The 14,354-nt window shown below is 61.2% G+C and carries 13 protein-coding genes; 2 read left to right on the top strand and 11 right to left on the bottom strand.

Translation table 11 applies throughout. The annotated features are described in order from the left end of the window. Nucleotides 1-5: 5 nt before the first annotated feature. The 8 genes from E4O92_RS08225 to E4O92_RS08260 are packed head-to-tail and all read right to left on the bottom strand — an operon-like array spanning nt 6 to nt 7,073. Nucleotides 6-866, bottom strand: coding sequence for a fumarylacetoacetate hydrolase family protein (locus E4O92_RS08225; protein ID WP_135189283.1), 861 nt, complete (start codon nt 864-866; stop codon nt 6-8). Further along, on the bottom strand, nt 863-1,276 hold the full coding sequence (locus E4O92_RS08230; protein WP_135189284.1) for a RidA family protein: 414 nt from the start codon (nt 1,274-1,276) through the stop codon (nt 863-865). The genes E4O92_RS08225 and E4O92_RS08230 overlap by 4 nt, the downstream gene beginning before the upstream one ends. Nucleotides 1,277-1,301: 25 nt before the next feature. Continuing rightward, nucleotides 1,302-2,831, bottom strand: coding sequence for an aldehyde dehydrogenase family protein (locus tag E4O92_RS08235; protein WP_135189285.1), 1,530 nt, complete (start codon nt 2,829-2,831; stop codon nt 1,302-1,304). 40 nt (nt 2,832-2,871) lie between these two features. Continuing rightward, a complete protein-coding gene (locus E4O92_RS08240; RefSeq protein WP_135189286.1) occupies nt 2,872-3,294 on the bottom strand; it encodes a cupin domain-containing protein in 423 nt (140 codons plus the stop codon). Next, nucleotides 3,294-4,037: an RraA family protein gene (locus tag E4O92_RS08245; protein WP_135189287.1), complete on the bottom strand. Its 744-nt coding sequence runs from the start codon at nt 4,035-4,037 to the stop codon at nt 3,294-3,296. The genes E4O92_RS08240 and E4O92_RS08245 overlap by 1 nt, the downstream gene beginning before the upstream one ends. Beyond that, a complete protein-coding gene (locus E4O92_RS08250; protein ID WP_135189288.1) occupies nt 4,034-4,966 on the bottom strand; it encodes a VOC family protein in 933 nt (310 codons plus the stop codon). Before E4O92_RS08250 ends, E4O92_RS08245 begins: the two co-directional genes overlap by 4 nt. Before the next feature lie 12 nt (nt 4,967-4,978). Next, a complete protein-coding gene (locus tag E4O92_RS08255) occupies nt 4,979-5,509 on the bottom strand; it encodes a flavin reductase family protein (protein WP_229483162.1) in 531 nt (176 codons plus the stop codon). A 19-nt stretch (nt 5,510-5,528) separates the two neighbouring features. Beyond that, nucleotides 5,529-7,073: a 4-hydroxyphenylacetate 3-hydroxylase N-terminal domain-containing protein gene (locus E4O92_RS08260; RefSeq protein ID WP_135189289.1), complete on the bottom strand. Its 1,545-nt coding sequence runs from the start codon at nt 7,071-7,073 to the stop codon at nt 5,529-5,531. A gap of 475 nt (nt 7,074-7,548) precedes the next feature. Between E4O92_RS08260 and E4O92_RS25150 the strand changes: the two genes are divergently transcribed. Further along, entirely contained in the window at nt 7,549-7,866 is a 318-nt protein-coding gene (locus E4O92_RS25150) for a hypothetical protein (RefSeq protein WP_229483164.1), read from the top strand. Continuing rightward, on the top strand, nt 7,836-8,054 hold the full coding sequence (locus E4O92_RS08265) for an OmpA/MotB family protein (RefSeq protein ID WP_229483166.1): 219 nt from the start codon (nt 7,836-7,838) through the stop codon (nt 8,052-8,054). Before E4O92_RS25150 ends, E4O92_RS08265 begins: the two co-directional genes overlap by 31 nt. Before the next feature lie 82 nt (nt 8,055-8,136). On the opposite strand, the gene E4O92_RS08270 is transcribed toward E4O92_RS08265, so the two are convergent. The 3 genes from E4O92_RS08270 to E4O92_RS08280 are packed head-to-tail and all read right to left on the bottom strand — an operon-like array spanning nt 8,137 to nt 14,290. Then, nucleotides 8,137-11,292 (bottom strand): helicase-related protein, encoded by a 3,156-nt coding sequence (locus E4O92_RS08270; protein ID WP_229483168.1) that lies wholly within the window; start codon nt 11,290-11,292, stop codon nt 8,137-8,139. Between the two features lie 8 nt (nt 11,293-11,300). Further along, nucleotides 11,301-13,091, bottom strand: a complete 1,791-nt coding sequence (locus tag E4O92_RS08275; protein WP_135189292.1) for a phospholipase D family protein — start codon at nt 13,089-13,091, stop codon at nt 11,301-11,303. Then, nucleotides 13,088-14,290: a DUF6361 family protein gene (locus E4O92_RS08280; RefSeq protein WP_135189293.1), complete on the bottom strand. Its 1,203-nt coding sequence runs from the start codon at nt 14,288-14,290 to the stop codon at nt 13,088-13,090. The genes E4O92_RS08275 and E4O92_RS08280 overlap by 4 nt, the downstream gene beginning before the upstream one ends. Nucleotides 14,291-14,354 lie beyond the last annotated feature (64 nt).

Raw genomic sequence — 14,354 nt, forward strand, 5'->3', positions numbered from 1 at the left:
TTTCGCTAACCGGCGAGGCGCTCCTTCCTGACCGGATTCCGCAACACCCCGATGCCGGACACTTCCACCTCGACCACGTCACCGTCTTTCATGAACAGCTTGGGCACGCGCTTGAAGCCGACGCCGCCCGGCGTGCCGGTCACGATCACATCGCCGGGAGACAGCGGCGTGATCGACGAAATGAAACTGATCAGGCGAGCCATGCCGAAGATCAGCAGATCGGTGCTGCTCTTCTGCACTTCTACCCCGTTCAGCCGGGTCGCAATGCGCATCGGCTGCTCTGGCGGCAGTTCGTCGGCCGTCACCAGCCAGGGACCGAACGCGCCGGTTTGACGGAAGTTTTTCCCGGCAGTCCATTGCGATGTGGCGGCTTGCCAGTCGCGTACTGACCCGTCGTTGTAACACGAGAAGCCCGCGATGTACGACAAGGCATCGGCCTCGGCGATACGGTTGCCCGCACGCCCGATCACCAGCGCCACCTCGCCCTCGAAGTCGAACTCATCCGACTCGGCGGGGCACAGCAAGGCTTGCCCGTGCGCCGCCTGCGATTCGGCCACGCGCAGGAACAGGGTGGGATGTTCCGTGGCCGGACGATTGACTTCCTCGCGGTGCGCCAGGTAGTTGACGCCGACGCACACAATCTTGCCGGGGTTGGGAATCACCGGCAGCAATGTCAGTTGATCGAAGGCGTAATCCGGCGTCACGCTGCCGGGCAACGAAGCAAACTGCTTCAGTGCATTTTGCGCAATCGCGGCACACAAGTCCGGTGTGGCCGGCCCCAGCCGCTTGCCAAGATCGTACACATGCTGGCCATCGACGATGCCAAAGCTGTCGCGGCCGTCCACCCGGTAGGAAGCCAGCTTCATGCTTGCACCTGAGCCTGGCTGCAGCCGATGTGGGCGATCGCCTCGATCTCGAGCAGGATCTGGCCCTTCGCGAGCTTGCTTACTTGAACCAGCGTGCAGGCCGGGAAGTCGCCCGTGAAGAACTCCTTGCGCGCGCGCCAGACGTCGGTGTTGTGTTCGATGCGCGTGACGAAGATGGTCATCTTGACGATGTCGTTCATCACGCCGCCGGCGGCTTCCACCAGGTCCTTAATCTTCTGAAACACCACCTTGGCCTGGTCGTACTCGTTGTCGCCAAGGATCGTCTCGCGGTCTGGACCGCGCGCGGTCATGCCGGAGATATAGGCGATGTTGCCCACTCGCAGACAGTTGGACCACAAGCCTTCCGGCGGCTCCACGACGGCGGGGGAAATAATGCGTTCTTTGTTCATGATTCGATTCCGGATATGCAATAAGTCACAGTTCAATACGGCTGTCCCAGGCGGATTCGCCGCTCCAGTTCACGCACACGCTCTGGCGCCGCATGTAGCCTTTCCACGCGTCCGAACCCGCGGTGCGGCCGCCGCCGGTTTCCTTTTCGCCCCCGAAAGCGGCGCCCACGTCGGCGCCGGTGGTGCCCATGTTCACGCGCACGATGCCGCAGTCGCTGCCGGCGGCCGACAGGAAAGTTTCGATGTTCATCAGGTTGGTGCTGTGGATGCCCGAGGCCAGTCCCTGCGGAACCTCGTTATGGATGCGAATCGCCTCATCCAGGGTCTCGTAAGGGATCACATACACGATCGGCGCGAATGTCTCGTGCTGGACGCATTGCCAATCCGGCTTGGCGTCCACCACAATCGTCGGCTGCACGTAGTAGCCGGGACGATCGATGCGCTTGCCGCCGCAGGCCACCTTGCCGCCTTGCGCTACGGCCGAAAGTATCGCCGCCTCGAACTGGCCGACAGCGACGCGGTCGATCAGCGGGCCGACCAGGGTATCGGCCTCACGGGGGTCGCCTACCCTGACCTGCTCGAACGATTGCTTGAGCAGTGCCACCAGTTCATCGACAATCGAACGGTGTGCGATCACCCGTCGCGTGCTGGTGCAGCGCTGGCCGGTGGTGCCAACCGCGCCGAACGTGAGCGCGCGTGCGGCCAGCTTGAGGTCGGCGGTTTCGTCCACGATGCAGCCATTGTTGCCCGAACATTCGAGCAGGTAGCGGCGACCGAGGGTCGAACCAACCACATTGGCCACCTTGCGGCCGACATGGCTGGAACCGGTGAAGGAGACCAGGGCCACGCGCGTGTCGGTCAGCAGCAGTTCCGCGACGTCGTTGTCCTCTGGCATAAAGAGCGTGAACACGCCTTCGCAGTCGAACTCTTTCGCTGCCTGATTCACCAGGTGTTGCAGCGCGATGGCCGTCAGCGGCACCTTCGGGCTCGGCTTCCAGATCACGGTGTTGCCGCCGATTACGGAAAGGAAGCCGTTCTGGGCCCACACTGCGGCCGGGAAGTTGTACGCCGAGATGATGCCGACCACGCCCACCGGCAGCCACTGGTCGTACATGCGGTGTTTGGCGCGTTGCGACTGCTGAGTAAAGCCGTACAGCATGCGCGACTGGCCCGCCGCCAGGGTCGCCATGTCCACCACTTCCTTGAGCTCGCCTTTGGCTTCCATGACGGACTTGCCGGTATCGAGCATGACGATCGCAGCCAGGGCTGCCAGGTTGTCCTCCACCAGCTCGCCGATGCGGCGCACGAACTCGCCCCGGCGCGGGGCCGGGACCATGCGCCAGCGCTGTTGCGCAGCGACCGATGCAGCGAGAATGGCCTGAAAATCTTCCGCGGTCGAGCCGGCGATGTGGGCGGAGAGTTTGCCATCCGCCGGGCAGATGGCTTCAAAAGTGGCGCGACCGGCGGTCGGGGCCCAACCGGACTGCACGCCATATGTGCCGGACTGGACGGGTTCGATGCCGCAGCGGGCGAGAATTTCCTGTGTATCAAACATAAAATGACTTCCTAAATGGGGTGGCAACGACGCGGCAGCTTCAAGGCTTGGCGAGGAAATCGCCAATGCTTTCGTCGGTGTGAAAAACGGGCTTTTCGTGGTAGTGCGGGCCGTCGTAAATTTCGATCAGCACGCTGCGTTCGTGCGCAATGGTGGGGCCGTGCGGATTACCGACCGGGTTCATGTAGAAGGAACCCGGAGTCAGGCGCAGGCCGACGTCGGTATATTCGTAGTCTCCTTCCAGGCAGTACATGAACTGGTTGGAAGCGTGCGTATGCTTGACCGGGATACGCCCGCCCTTCTCGTATTCGAGGATCGCGATGCTGGCACCGGTGTCCGGGTTCTTCCACAAGAAATACTGGCGAAAGCCGTACTCCGGAAAGTTAATCCATTTGTCCGGGTCGAGCGACTCGCGCCGGATCAGCACTTCCAGCGACTTGAAAGTATTTGCATCGAAAGTCATCAAATCTTCTCCAGTGGCGGACGGCCAGCGGCCACCCAGGTGTCGTATTCGGCGCGGCTTTCCATGGTTGCTGGGAACAGGCCGAGAATTGAGCGTCCACGCGCTATGTGCTGGGCAGCGAATTCCTCGTATTCGACCGCATCGAGCGCGTCGATCGCGATTTCGTCGGCAAGATGGCGCGGAATCGCCACCACGCCTTCGCCGTCGCCGACGATGACGTCGCCCGGATAAATCGCCACGCCTGCACAGCCGACCGGTTCATTGAGCGCGACCGGGTGCAGCGCAAGCGGCGTCGCCGGCGGAGCACTGCGCTGCTGAAAACAAGGCAAGCCGGTGGCGCGGATAGCCGGTGCGTCGCGATAACCGCCATCGGTGACCACGCCGGCCACGCCGCGCATTTTGAGGCGGGCAGCCATCATGTCGCCCATTGCCGCGGCACGGGTGTTGCCGAATGCATCGATCAGCAGCACCGCACCCGCCGGGCACTGCTCAATAGCCACCCGGTGCAGGTTATCGTCACGGCTGTAGTTGGCCATGCTGTCCAGGTCCTCCCGGGACGGGATAAAGCGCAGGGTAAATGCCGGCCCTACCAATTGCCCCTGTTCGGGCGCCAACGGCTGCACGCCCAGCAGATACGCATTCCGGAAGCCGCGCCTGAGCAAAGCATTCGCAATGTTCGCCGTGCCAACCTTCATCAGGCGCTGGCGCGTTTGCTCGCTGATTGGTTCAGTCGTGTAAGTCATTCGAAGAACTCCGGCGGCGGTTCCATGCCCCACTGGGTAGTTTCGGACGCGGTGCCGTTAAAGCTGCCTGCCTTGTGCTGCGCGTTGACCACGTCGCCGTCGGTGTAGTGCTCGACCCGAAAGCCGAAGGGATCGATCCAATAATCGAACACCTGGCTGCCCATCAGGTGGCGCCCTACGCCCACATCGAGCTTCCAGCCTTGCCCGACAAGAAAGTCGTGGGCGGTCATGATTGCGTCCAGGTCCTGGACCTCGAATGCACAGTGATGCAGGCCGACCCGCTCCGACTGCAGCACCAGGATGCTGTGGTGGTCGACTAGTTCCTGGCCGTGGTCAAAGCGCAGGAAGGTGCCGACCACAGGGCCGTCCTGCCCCGGCGGCAGAAAATGGTCGGACGGCAGCATCTGGAAGCGTTCCTGCAGCCACAGCACGGATTCATCGTGATTGCTCACGTGTAGTACGAAGTGCCCGAGGCGAATCGCCGGACACGGTTCGCGCTTCACCCGGATCGAGCCATTGATCCGGTGCTTGCGCTGGCCCGCGTTGAAGGCATGCGCCGCGCGCAGCGGCAAGGGCATTGCCCGTTCGCGGCCCCAGATAGCGCGCATTTCGAAGCCATCCGGCATGCGCATGCACACTTCCCAGCCGCCGCCCGGTTCTTGCGAGCGCGCCACGGGCGAGGAACCCGGCAAGGTGGCCAAGTGGTCCAGGTCTTCCTTGCACGACATCTCGAAGGCCGCGCCGACAAAGCGTGGCTGTGCCGCCTGGCGGGTGACATGCAGGTGGTGCTGGTGGCCGGTTCCGCGCAGGTACAGGGCGCCGTTGCTGCTTGCCACCTTTACCAGGCCAAAATCGGTCATGAAGCGTTCCATCAGCGCCAGGTCGGGCGCCTCATAGGTAACGTGAGCTAAATCTAGTGCTTTTCCCATGATATGAATCCGCTAGTTGTTGCCACTTTCCAGTGCCGCATAGCGGCCGGCGTGATAGAGCAAGGGCTCAGCCTCGCCGGGGCGCTGCAACTCCTGCACCAGCCCCACGTACAGCGTGTGGTCTCCGCACGCGTAGGCGTGGTGCAGCTTGGCTGCCAGTTGCACGGCCGCGCCGTCGATCACCGGCATGTCGCAGATCCGGCTGAACGTGGGCTGGAAGTCTGCGGAGGGACGGCCCGAAAAATGATTGCTCACCTGAAGCTGAGGCTTGGTCAGCACGCTGATGCCGAAGCGTCCGGCCTTCTCCAGCCTGTCGTGCATGCGCGCGGTCTTGGCGACCGACACCAGCACGAGCGGCGGTTCAAGCGAACCGGACATGAAGGCGTTGGCCGTCATGGCGTGGATTTCGCCGTCGAGCTCGGTCGAAATCACCACCACGCCGGTCGCGAACTGCCCCATGGCGTCGCGGAACTGGCGCGACGTGAACGGCACCGGTTCCGACGCGCCCCTGGCCGCGCTTTCAGTCATGACAATGTCTGTCATCTTGATTCTCCCTGTCGGATCAACGCTTGGTCAGGACGCTGACATCGTCCGGATTGACCAGGTCGTCCACGGTCCAGCCGTCCAGGTCGTATTCGTCCATCGCCGACTGGGCGAATGCCTTGCACTTGTCGAGCAGACCGTTGCCCTTGGCCGACCACAGGTTGGTCTGGCGGGTCACGTCATTGCTGCCGATGTAGTTGATCTCGTACAGCTCATGGCGGGCGCCGAACTCGGTGCCGATGGCGTCCCACAGCAGCTTCATGACCTTGACGCGCTCGACGGCATCGGCGCCGCCTGAACCGCGCACGTACTGGTCCAGATAGCCGCGAATCTCGGGCGACTTGAAATCGCTGGTGTGCGAGTTCAGGTAAATGAGGCCGCTCGCGACGACGGTCTCGATGATGTTCTTAATCTTCGGCATCGCAACCTGGTTCAGCACACGGTACGCGCCAGCCGGTTCCGGTGCGGGTCGGATCATGCCGTTCCATGGCTGGGCGCTCTTGGCCATGGCGTCCGACAAGGCCCAGAAAGCATTGCGCCACGCGATCACCTCGCCCAGTTGCGACTGCACGCCGTGAAAGCCGCTGGCGCCGGTGATTTCCAGCGCACGCGTCAGGGCGCCGACCAGGAAATCCATCTTGACCGCGAACCGCGTGCAGCCGTGCATCGATGCCCGCTCCAGATAACCGGAACCGATGTTGTAGGCATTTGCCTGTTTCATGTCGCCATAGATGAACACGTCTTCCCAAGGAATGAATACGTTGTCCATGACCAGAATGGCGTCGTTCTCGTCCAGACGGGAGGACAGCGGATAGTCCAGCGGGCTGCCGAGCACGGCGGCACGGTATTCGTTCGAGACGCGGCACAGCAGCTTTACGCCCGGCGCGTTGGTCGGCATCATGAACACCGGGCAGAAGGCCGGATCCTGAACCGCCACTTGCCCCACGTGGCCGACGAAAGTGAAGTGGGTCAGCGCCGAACCGGTTGCCACCACCTTGGCGCCGCTCACGTAGATGCCCTTGTCCGTTTCCTTGGTCACGCGCACGAACACATCTTTGCCCGCATCTGGACCCAGGTCGCGGTCGACCGGCGGATTCATGATGGCGTGGTTGACGTACCAGGTTTTCTCCTGGGCCTTGCGATACCAGTTGCGGGCGTTTTCCTCAAAGCCCTTGTAGAAATCGGCGTTCGCGCCCAGCGTTCCCAGGAAGCAGCCCTTGTAGTCAGGCGAACGTCCCATCCAGCCCCACCCTTGGCGCTGCCACTGTGCAATCGCGTCGCGCTGCGCCACCTGCTCTTCCACGTTGTGTGCTGCACGGTAAAAGCGATGGGTAAAGCCGCCCCACTCGGTCGGCACGGTGAGGATGTCTTTCTGTGCCGGGTCGTGCAGCGCATCGTACATGCGGGCGATCATGCGGGCCGAGTTGCGGAACGCCGGGTGTTCCGTGATCTTTCCGACGCGCTCGCCGTAGATCCATACTTCGCGACCGTCGTCGAGACTGTCGAGGTATTCCTGGCCGGTGAATGGGATGTAATCTTTATTGACTTCGCTTGCTGCTGACATGAAACCATCTCCTTTATGTCGCGGTCATTGCCTGTTCAACCAGTGCTTTCCCGCAACCCACTCTGAATAGACTGCGCAAGGCAGCTTGCGGCTTCTCCAGCCGCTTCACTGCTCCCGTCTGTCTTGGCTGGCTTCTGGCGGGCACAGCCAAGGACCACTTAGTATTTGTCGGCAACAGTTGCAGCGTCTATTGAATATTTCGGCCGCTCACATGTGGATTTGGTTATGAGCGGACGTCGGTGAGCAAGGAGCGTGCACGGATGGGGACCACAGTGATGCACAGCCAAGCAGTTGGACGTGGGATACACAAGCAAGGAAAGGACTCGTCGTCAGAAGCTGGATGAAAGGCAACGAACGGCTGGCGGGCCGGTGCAGCAATTGAGCCCCGCTGGTGTGCAGACACAGCAGCGGCATTTATTCGGCCGGCCGGGCCAACGTAGACTGGGGCGCGGCCATCGGCGAATTCCGTGGCGCCATGATCGGCACCCTGGAGGAGGTCAAGGCCGGCCTGGGCGAAACCATCGACGGCATGCGCGATACCTTCGCCAGCAACATGCAAACCATGGCCGATAATCTCAGCGCTGCAACCGACGGCATTCGCGGTGCGATTTCCCATCTGTCGACCGGAGTGTCCGGCACCATCGAAACGCTGGAAAAGGCCAACCACCAATCCATGAAGCGCCAGACGTTAGCGCAGGCCACATTTGCAGCATCCGGCGAGAAGCTGATGGAGTCCATGGATACGAGAGTGGCCAGATCTCTGTGGAGGGACATACCGACAACCAGCCCGTAAAAGCTCCGGTCACCGACTACCGCACATTCTGCACTGTCTACCACGACAACTTCACGCTGTCCGCCGCCCGTGCGCGTGAGGCGCGCAAGCTGCTAATCGGCCACAGCGGACTGGAGGCCGCGAAGCGCGTCGTGGTCGCCGGCTATGGCGATTCGCACCCGATCAGCGGGCTCGCGCCAAACGATTAACGCAATCGCCGCGTCGAACTCCGATTCGTTTCCGGCGGCGACCAGTTGCTGTAGCCAACGGTTTGGCTCACCATGCCGGACGTCACACCTCGTCTGGCGTCAGATCGATACGCCAGCGCGCCGCCACTTCAGCGGCGCACTCGTCACCGACGCTTTGCTCAAGACAAGCCAGCAGGTCTTCCTGGCGCGGCTGAGCAAACACCATGCGGTACAGCGCCAGACTTCGTTTCAGACGGCGGTAGCGTATCTCGTCTCGGCTCATGGGCAAAGCCATCACTCGGCGCTCGACGCGGGCACCGTCCTCCACCTCGTAAATCCAGTACGGAATGAGATCGCTGGCGCCGGCTGGCCTGGCAGCCGCAGCGCGGGAGAACATCTTGCTCCACGGGTCGCCGCCGCGGCCGGAGTCAGCGCGAACAGCGCTGCCGTATTTCAGGGCGACATTCTTGCGTACCGCATAGCCTTTGTAGCGATGCACACGCCCCTCCCTCTGCTCCATGTCGACCGGGTTCGAGGGCAGGTTCCAATGGGTGACGGCATGGCACCAGGGATGGAAGTCCAATCCTTCCTGGCCCACCGACGTCGAGACCAGGATAAACGGCCAGAATGGCGAGTTGAAAGCGGCCTGCAGCGCCTTCTTGCGCGACGAGCCTCCCTCCTCTTCCTCGTGGCGGCCGAAGCGCGCGGCGAAATGCGTACGAATGCCCATCTCAAACTGCTCGAATTGGAGCCCGCCCTCGGTTGCCCTCAGTTCCTCGGGACGTATGTTTGCGGAGCGCAAGGTCATGGCTTGCACCATTGCTTCTGCCAATACCTCTGCCTGTGACGTGCCAGGTGATTCCGCCAGCAGATGCACGCATTCGTCCAGCAAAGCCTGCAAGTTACCGTCGATACAGTAATGCAGCACTCTTCTCCAGTGTGCATCGTCATCTTCCTGCTTTTGCAACAACGCGATCGCCCTCGGGGAATTGAACTGGCTGCGCAGCCCTTCGGCGATGCGAGCCGCTGGACCTTGCAACTGGCCAAACTCCGCAATTGACTCCTGCCGGGATAAGCTGCGCAATGCGCAAGTGGCCGGCCCCGCCAGCGCCAGCACCGCCAGGACGTCAAGCAGATCCTTCGGCACGCGGCCCAGCCCCGTCACGTCCCCATCCCAGGCCGCCAGCCATTGCTGGACATGTGCGGTATGACTCGATGCCGGTTCAGGCTCGCCGTGTTCATCGGAATCGCCAACAAAGCGCGCACGATGCCATTCATTTTCACACCATTCACGGCTGTCGGGCGCGTGTCGGGCCTCCAGCCGCGCCAGAGCTACCCAATACCACCGCTTGTCTTCAGCACCATGTTGAATCGAGCGATCGATACATTGCTCGATATGCGGAGCCAGGCACTGGACGGCCTTGCGACACACCTCGCTGGCGGTCGGCAGGCCGCCCGACTGGTCAAGCCAATGCAGCGGATCGACCAATGTCACCAGTGCGCGCGACGGATACATCAGCGTCATGTTCAACATTCCACTCGGACGCCTGTTTTTCATCTCAAGACGCAAACGCGGCGCGAAGCGAGTGCTCAGCCGGCCATAGCCTACGTCCCCGACTCCAGCTTCCGAAACGATGCGCCGCTCTACTTCATAGGACAATAGCGCCGCCAACGCGTCTGGCACGACATTCCAGGCAGAGAATATCAGCTGTTTCGACACAGGACCGGCATGCTCGTAAACGCCACCTGGCTGCCAATATGGCAACGACGACGGCATCCACAACAGACGATGCAGACCTTGCGCCGCGATCTCTTCCATCAGGATCCGCAGCCGGGCGTTGCCAGGATCCAGGGATGCGTAAGCGCTGATGTCATCTGCCGATATGGCGCTCTCGCGCGCATGGAGCAGCAGGTCGGCCAGTTGAGGCGAACGCTTTTTCAGATCGCTGCGCACCCCATTCTTGAACGTGTATTCGCGCATGAAATTGAGCAGATACGGACTGGACTTCCAGTACTCCACCGTATCCGGCTCCTTCAATCGCTGCGCCAGCATCTCAAGCATGCGGAAATCAGCCAGGTCCCGCACCTCCAGGCGCGGCAAAAGCATGCGCTCGCTGACCATGGCGTCCGCGCGCACCGTAGTGGCGACCCGCTCGGTGCGGCACATCACTCGCTTAAGCGTGGCTTCGATACGCTGCTTCACAGGCGATAGCGGCGCCAGATCGGATTCGACGCGCATCTGCAGCAAGCCGGCCCTGAATTCGTCGATGTCACGCTTTAATTGCGCCAACCTGTCGGGCTGGTCTGGCATCAGGAAACTGAGCGTGCGCAGAAAGTCCGCGTAATGATCTTCGCTGTCGTCGGCCGCCGCATACATCTTGTACGGCGTTGCCGACAGCAATAGGATCCGAGGGACGGACGGATGGTTGAACAGGCCATGTGCCAGTTCGGCCGACGAGCCTTCCGTGGGATCGTCAAACAGTTCGCCAAAACGCTGAAACTCGTCAAGGATCACCAGGTCCGGTTGCAGCGTGCGCAGACAGGTCCGCGCCAGCTTGCGCCGCAACTTGCTGGTCAGTGCAAGACAGGCGTCCCTGACGCTATCGTCAATCCGGCGGCGCCCGTCACGGTAGATGTCGGTAACCGCCTTGATTTCGGCCATCAAGGCCTTGTCCTTTGCAACAGCATTGCGGTAGGCCTCGGCGATGTCGGGGTCGATCTCCCACTTCAGCGCCTGCTTGGCGTATGTCTCCCAACTGTCGCCGGTTTTGCCTTTCATGGCGCGAAGCAAGCCACGGGAGTCTATTCCATCAACTCCGTCGAGCATCTGGTATATCAGCTGTCGTTCTTCCTTGTGGCCACTGCGGTTGCCTTTCTTGAACGTCGTGCCCGGCGTGAAGCTGATGAAATTCACCGGATGCTCGTTCAGGCGCTCAGTTCGTAGCGGTAGCAGCGTCAGACGTGTTGCTGCCGAATACGCGGACTGGCCCGCGTGCTGCAGGCGAGTCACGTTCTGCGCTGCGATATCCGCATTCGAGCAAACATAGATCACGTCGATGCGCTTCTTTCCCGCCATACGCAAACGCTCAATGGTGCGTGCGATCAGGCCCTTGGCCACAAGCGTTTTCCCCAGCCCGACCTCGTCGGCGACCAGAAAGCGCAATGCCGGGCTTTCAGCATCAAACATGCGCGAATATGCAAAGTTAACCGTACGCTGCTGAAAATCCTTCAAGCCGCACATGACGGACTCCGACGACATGCCATGCCTCATTCGCTCCCCTGTTCGTTCAAGGCTTCTTCAAAACAGCGCCAGATTTTCAGAAAATCCGCCGACAGAATCTCATCATCCGGCGCAGTGCTCTCCTTCCGCAGGCGTGCCACGACTTGCGAGACATGCGCCAGCCGACCCGGGTCACGCGCATATGCACGCGCCATCATTTCAAATAGCGGCAGTCCATCCGCGCGGGCGCCACCAGAACCGCGTTTTCCGCCGCCGCCAATTCCGCTGCCCGGCTCCCAATCGCCCAGCAGCAGCAAGAGATAACGCACGAAGCCGTCGTTATTGCGCAGCGCCGCCCGCAACATCTCCCCTTCTCTGTCAGCAGGTGCACCAAGCAAATGCAAGGCCTGGGCAAACCACAGTTCGTGCTTGCCCAACGCCAGCCGGAAGCCTGTAAACGCCGTGATGTCCTGAGCGGAAAAAACGCCGAGGTGCAGGAGCGCTTCATCGCAGCGTATGGGCACGGCGGCCTCGCTCCTGACGGTCACTGGCCAGGTCCAGCCTTTCACATCGCGCAGGTCGAACTGGTCCAGTCCCGCAAGTCCCACCGACCAGCCTCCATCAACGGCCTTGCACCGCAGCGACAGCTGTGCGCTACAAAGCCGCTCGCGCATGTCTTCAAGCTGTTGCTTCTGCTTCCGATCAGTCGCCGTGTCACCAGGCTCGCTGCGTACGTATTCCGTCAACAATGGGCCGATGCCGTCTTCGCTCAACCAGTCCCCGGGTTTGCCGACCCTGCTGGCCTTGCCGATCAGTTCGACCATGAACTCAACGTTCTTGCCCGCCACAAGCGCGGCATCGCTGGCATTGGCGGAGCCAACGAACAAATGGGTCTGCCAGGCACGCTTGCCGACATAGGCTTTAGCGTGCAGTCCACGCTCGCGGCCGACGACAGCCTCTTCCGTGTCGCTTGCCTCGGCGCGCTCATCCATGACCCATACCGCAGCGAATTTCTCGGCGGCGTCAACTGGCAAGGCATCAAGCTCTTCCGCCCGCGTGATGAGAAATGGCGCCTCCTTGCATGATTCTGCCAGCCGCCGCAGCGCCTCGGTCCGGACGAAGGGGCTGATGACGCCAAGCGTGTCCCAACAGCCATCGGCCGGAAGCGGTAACCATGCCTTAGCCTTGTCGCCCACCCCGAGCGCATGGAAGCGCAGTTCATTAAAGCCAGGCGGCAAGTCCCACTCACACCGCATCACGTCCGCCACCAGGCTTTCGGCGTTGCTCCTTCGCGCCCGGCTCAAGGGCTTGTGGGACATCTTCATCGTACGCTCCAGCAAGGCGCACAGTGGCTTGTTGGCTTGCAGTTTCTTTCCGCCGATCGTACCCTCGAGGCTCAGCGACAGATCCCAGGAGCGGTCATCCGTCAGATTGCGCGACAAGACCAGTAGCCGCAAACGTGGCACATCTATCTCCGAGGTGAACCTGAGCAACCACACCTTGGGATGAAACGCGCCGCCATGAGAGGCGGTCACCTCGTGCACCATGCCCTCCAGCAGCCCATACAAAGGACTGGCAGTGCGTGGCGCCTGCATGCGGCCGCGCTGACAAAAAATCGTCAACTGTCCCGCCGTGCGGCGCAACGCTTCCATCACGGCAACCAAATCGAACTCGCCGCTGTTCTCCTGCGCATGCCCCAGCCAAGCAAGATGCAATGGCAAACCGAGCAAGGTCACCAAATCCAGCGAATAGGTAGTGGCCACACCGTTATCGAAGAGAAAGCCTGGAGGCGGCGTCAGGGCATCGGTTAACAAACTACGAGTTCCCGAATGAATCATTTCCGCCTCCATCCGGCATGCCATTCCGCAAGCATCTCCCGCACCACCGGCCATCGATAGGTCAACGGTGCGGTACCGGCGGCACCGCTCCACTGCTTCCGCGCGGCCGGATTGGTGAAGCGCGAGCGTGCTCCTTTGAGCTTCATTTCACGCTCCGCAATCAATTGTCTAGCCGCCGATGAGTCGCCTTCGGCGACGGCAATGGCACGCCAGCTTTCAAGGAAGTGCTGCGTGTCCAGGGATATGCTATGCCCTTTTCCGATCACCAACGGCCAAAACTCAGCAAGCTTCCAGTCAGCACAGTCGGCCAGCTCGTGCTGTTTCCACGCGCTGAGTCTACTTTCGTAATCAGTGACCAATTTATCGCGCCGCTCAAGTTCGGCGAGCTGCAGGTTATATAGCAGCGCAGCTCCGCGCATCGCGGCAGCCACCTTCCGACCGCCGACGATCAAGGCCTTGATCCTGGTTGGGAAATCGGCAAATTGCGGATGCGCCCAGATGTTTTCGGGCTGCGGCGCGACCTTGCGATGGCGCAGATCCAGGGCAAGCCAGGTAAGAAGCGAATCCCTCTGCGTAGCGGTCCACCGGTCGAGCAAGAACCTTGCCTCGTCCGCTGAAAGGGCCAAGCCGCAGCCCTCGGGAAACCCAGGCGGGCAGAGCTTCAGTATGCCGGCATGCCATACAACTCCCGTCGCCTCATCGTCATGGATCTCGTTATCGTCGCGACGGCGTCGTTGTGAACGACGTGCGTGGCGGCGATCGGCATGCGCGAAATACTGTTGCCTGGTTTCAGTGCCGTTGCGAATGCCCCAACTGCCCAACGCCGTCCAGTACACCGAGCTCGGTTGTTGTTTCACTTCGCTGCCGGCATTGCGGCCGATAATGCCGGTAGCCGTCGGCTCAGTCTTACACAGAATCTGCAACAGGCGGCTTTCCGCTTGCTTCCCTGCGTCCTGGTATTTCAATGAAGGGGTGTTGTTTTCCTCCATCTGCGCGAACAGCCATGGAATGAAGAACACATAGCGTAGCCGCGTCTGGATGGTTGACGTCCCTGGAAACAGTTGGTCAGCAATAGCATCGCGGATGCCACCTATGCCGAATTCATCGCGGGATTCGCGCTCTTTAAACAAATGCAGCAAGCGCATGCTGCGTTCAGCGGCAGCATGATCGTGGTCAAGCCAGGACAGTGTAGACGGCATCTGACTAATCACCTTTTAAAATTCTAAACGGCTATATTCTATTGGTTACTGCATAACGTTCAAC

Origin of the sequence: Massilia horti, from assembly GCF_004614195.1 — a bacterium.
GTDB classification, from domain to species: Bacteria; Pseudomonadota; Gammaproteobacteria; order Burkholderiales; family Burkholderiaceae_D; genus Telluria; species Telluria horti.

Coding starts and splice junctions, on each gene's coding strand:
- E4O92_RS08225 (WP_135189283.1), bottom strand. CDS start 866: ATGAAGCTGGCTTCCTACCGGGTGGACGGCCGCGACAGCTTTGGCATC.
- E4O92_RS08230 (WP_135189284.1), bottom strand. CDS start 1,276: ATGAACAAAGAACGCATTATTTCCCCCGCCGTCGTGGAGCCGCCGGAA.
- E4O92_RS08235 (WP_135189285.1), bottom strand. CDS start 2,831: ATGTTTGATACACAGGAAATTCTCGCCCGCTGCGGCATCGAACCCGTC.
- E4O92_RS08240 (WP_135189286.1), bottom strand. CDS start 3,294: ATGACTTTCGATGCAAATACTTTCAAGTCGCTGGAAGTGCTGATCCGG.
- E4O92_RS08245 (WP_135189287.1), bottom strand. CDS start 4,037: ATGACTTACACGACTGAACCAATCAGCGAGCAAACGCGCCAGCGCCTG.
- E4O92_RS08250 (WP_135189288.1), bottom strand. CDS start 4,966: ATGGGAAAAGCACTAGATTTAGCTCACGTTACCTATGAGGCGCCCGAC.
- E4O92_RS08255 (WP_229483162.1), bottom strand. CDS start 5,509: ATGACAGACATTGTCATGACTGAAAGCGCGGCCAGGGGCGCGTCGGAA.
- E4O92_RS08260 (WP_135189289.1), bottom strand. CDS start 7,073: ATGTCAGCAGCAAGCGAAGTCAATAAAGATTACATCCCATTCACCGGC.
- E4O92_RS25150 (WP_229483164.1), top strand. CDS start 7,549: ATGATCGGCACCCTGGAGGAGGTCAAGGCCGGCCTGGGCGAAACCATC.
- E4O92_RS08270 (WP_229483168.1), bottom strand. CDS start 11,292: ATGTCGTCGGAGTCCGTCATGTGCGGCTTGAAGGATTTTCAGCAGCGT.
- E4O92_RS08275 (WP_135189292.1), bottom strand. CDS start 13,091: ATGATTCATTCGGGAACTCGTAGTTTGTTAACCGATGCCCTGACGCCG.
- E4O92_RS08280 (WP_135189293.1), bottom strand. CDS start 14,290: ATGCCGTCTACACTGTCCTGGCTTGACCACGATCATGCTGCCGCTGAA.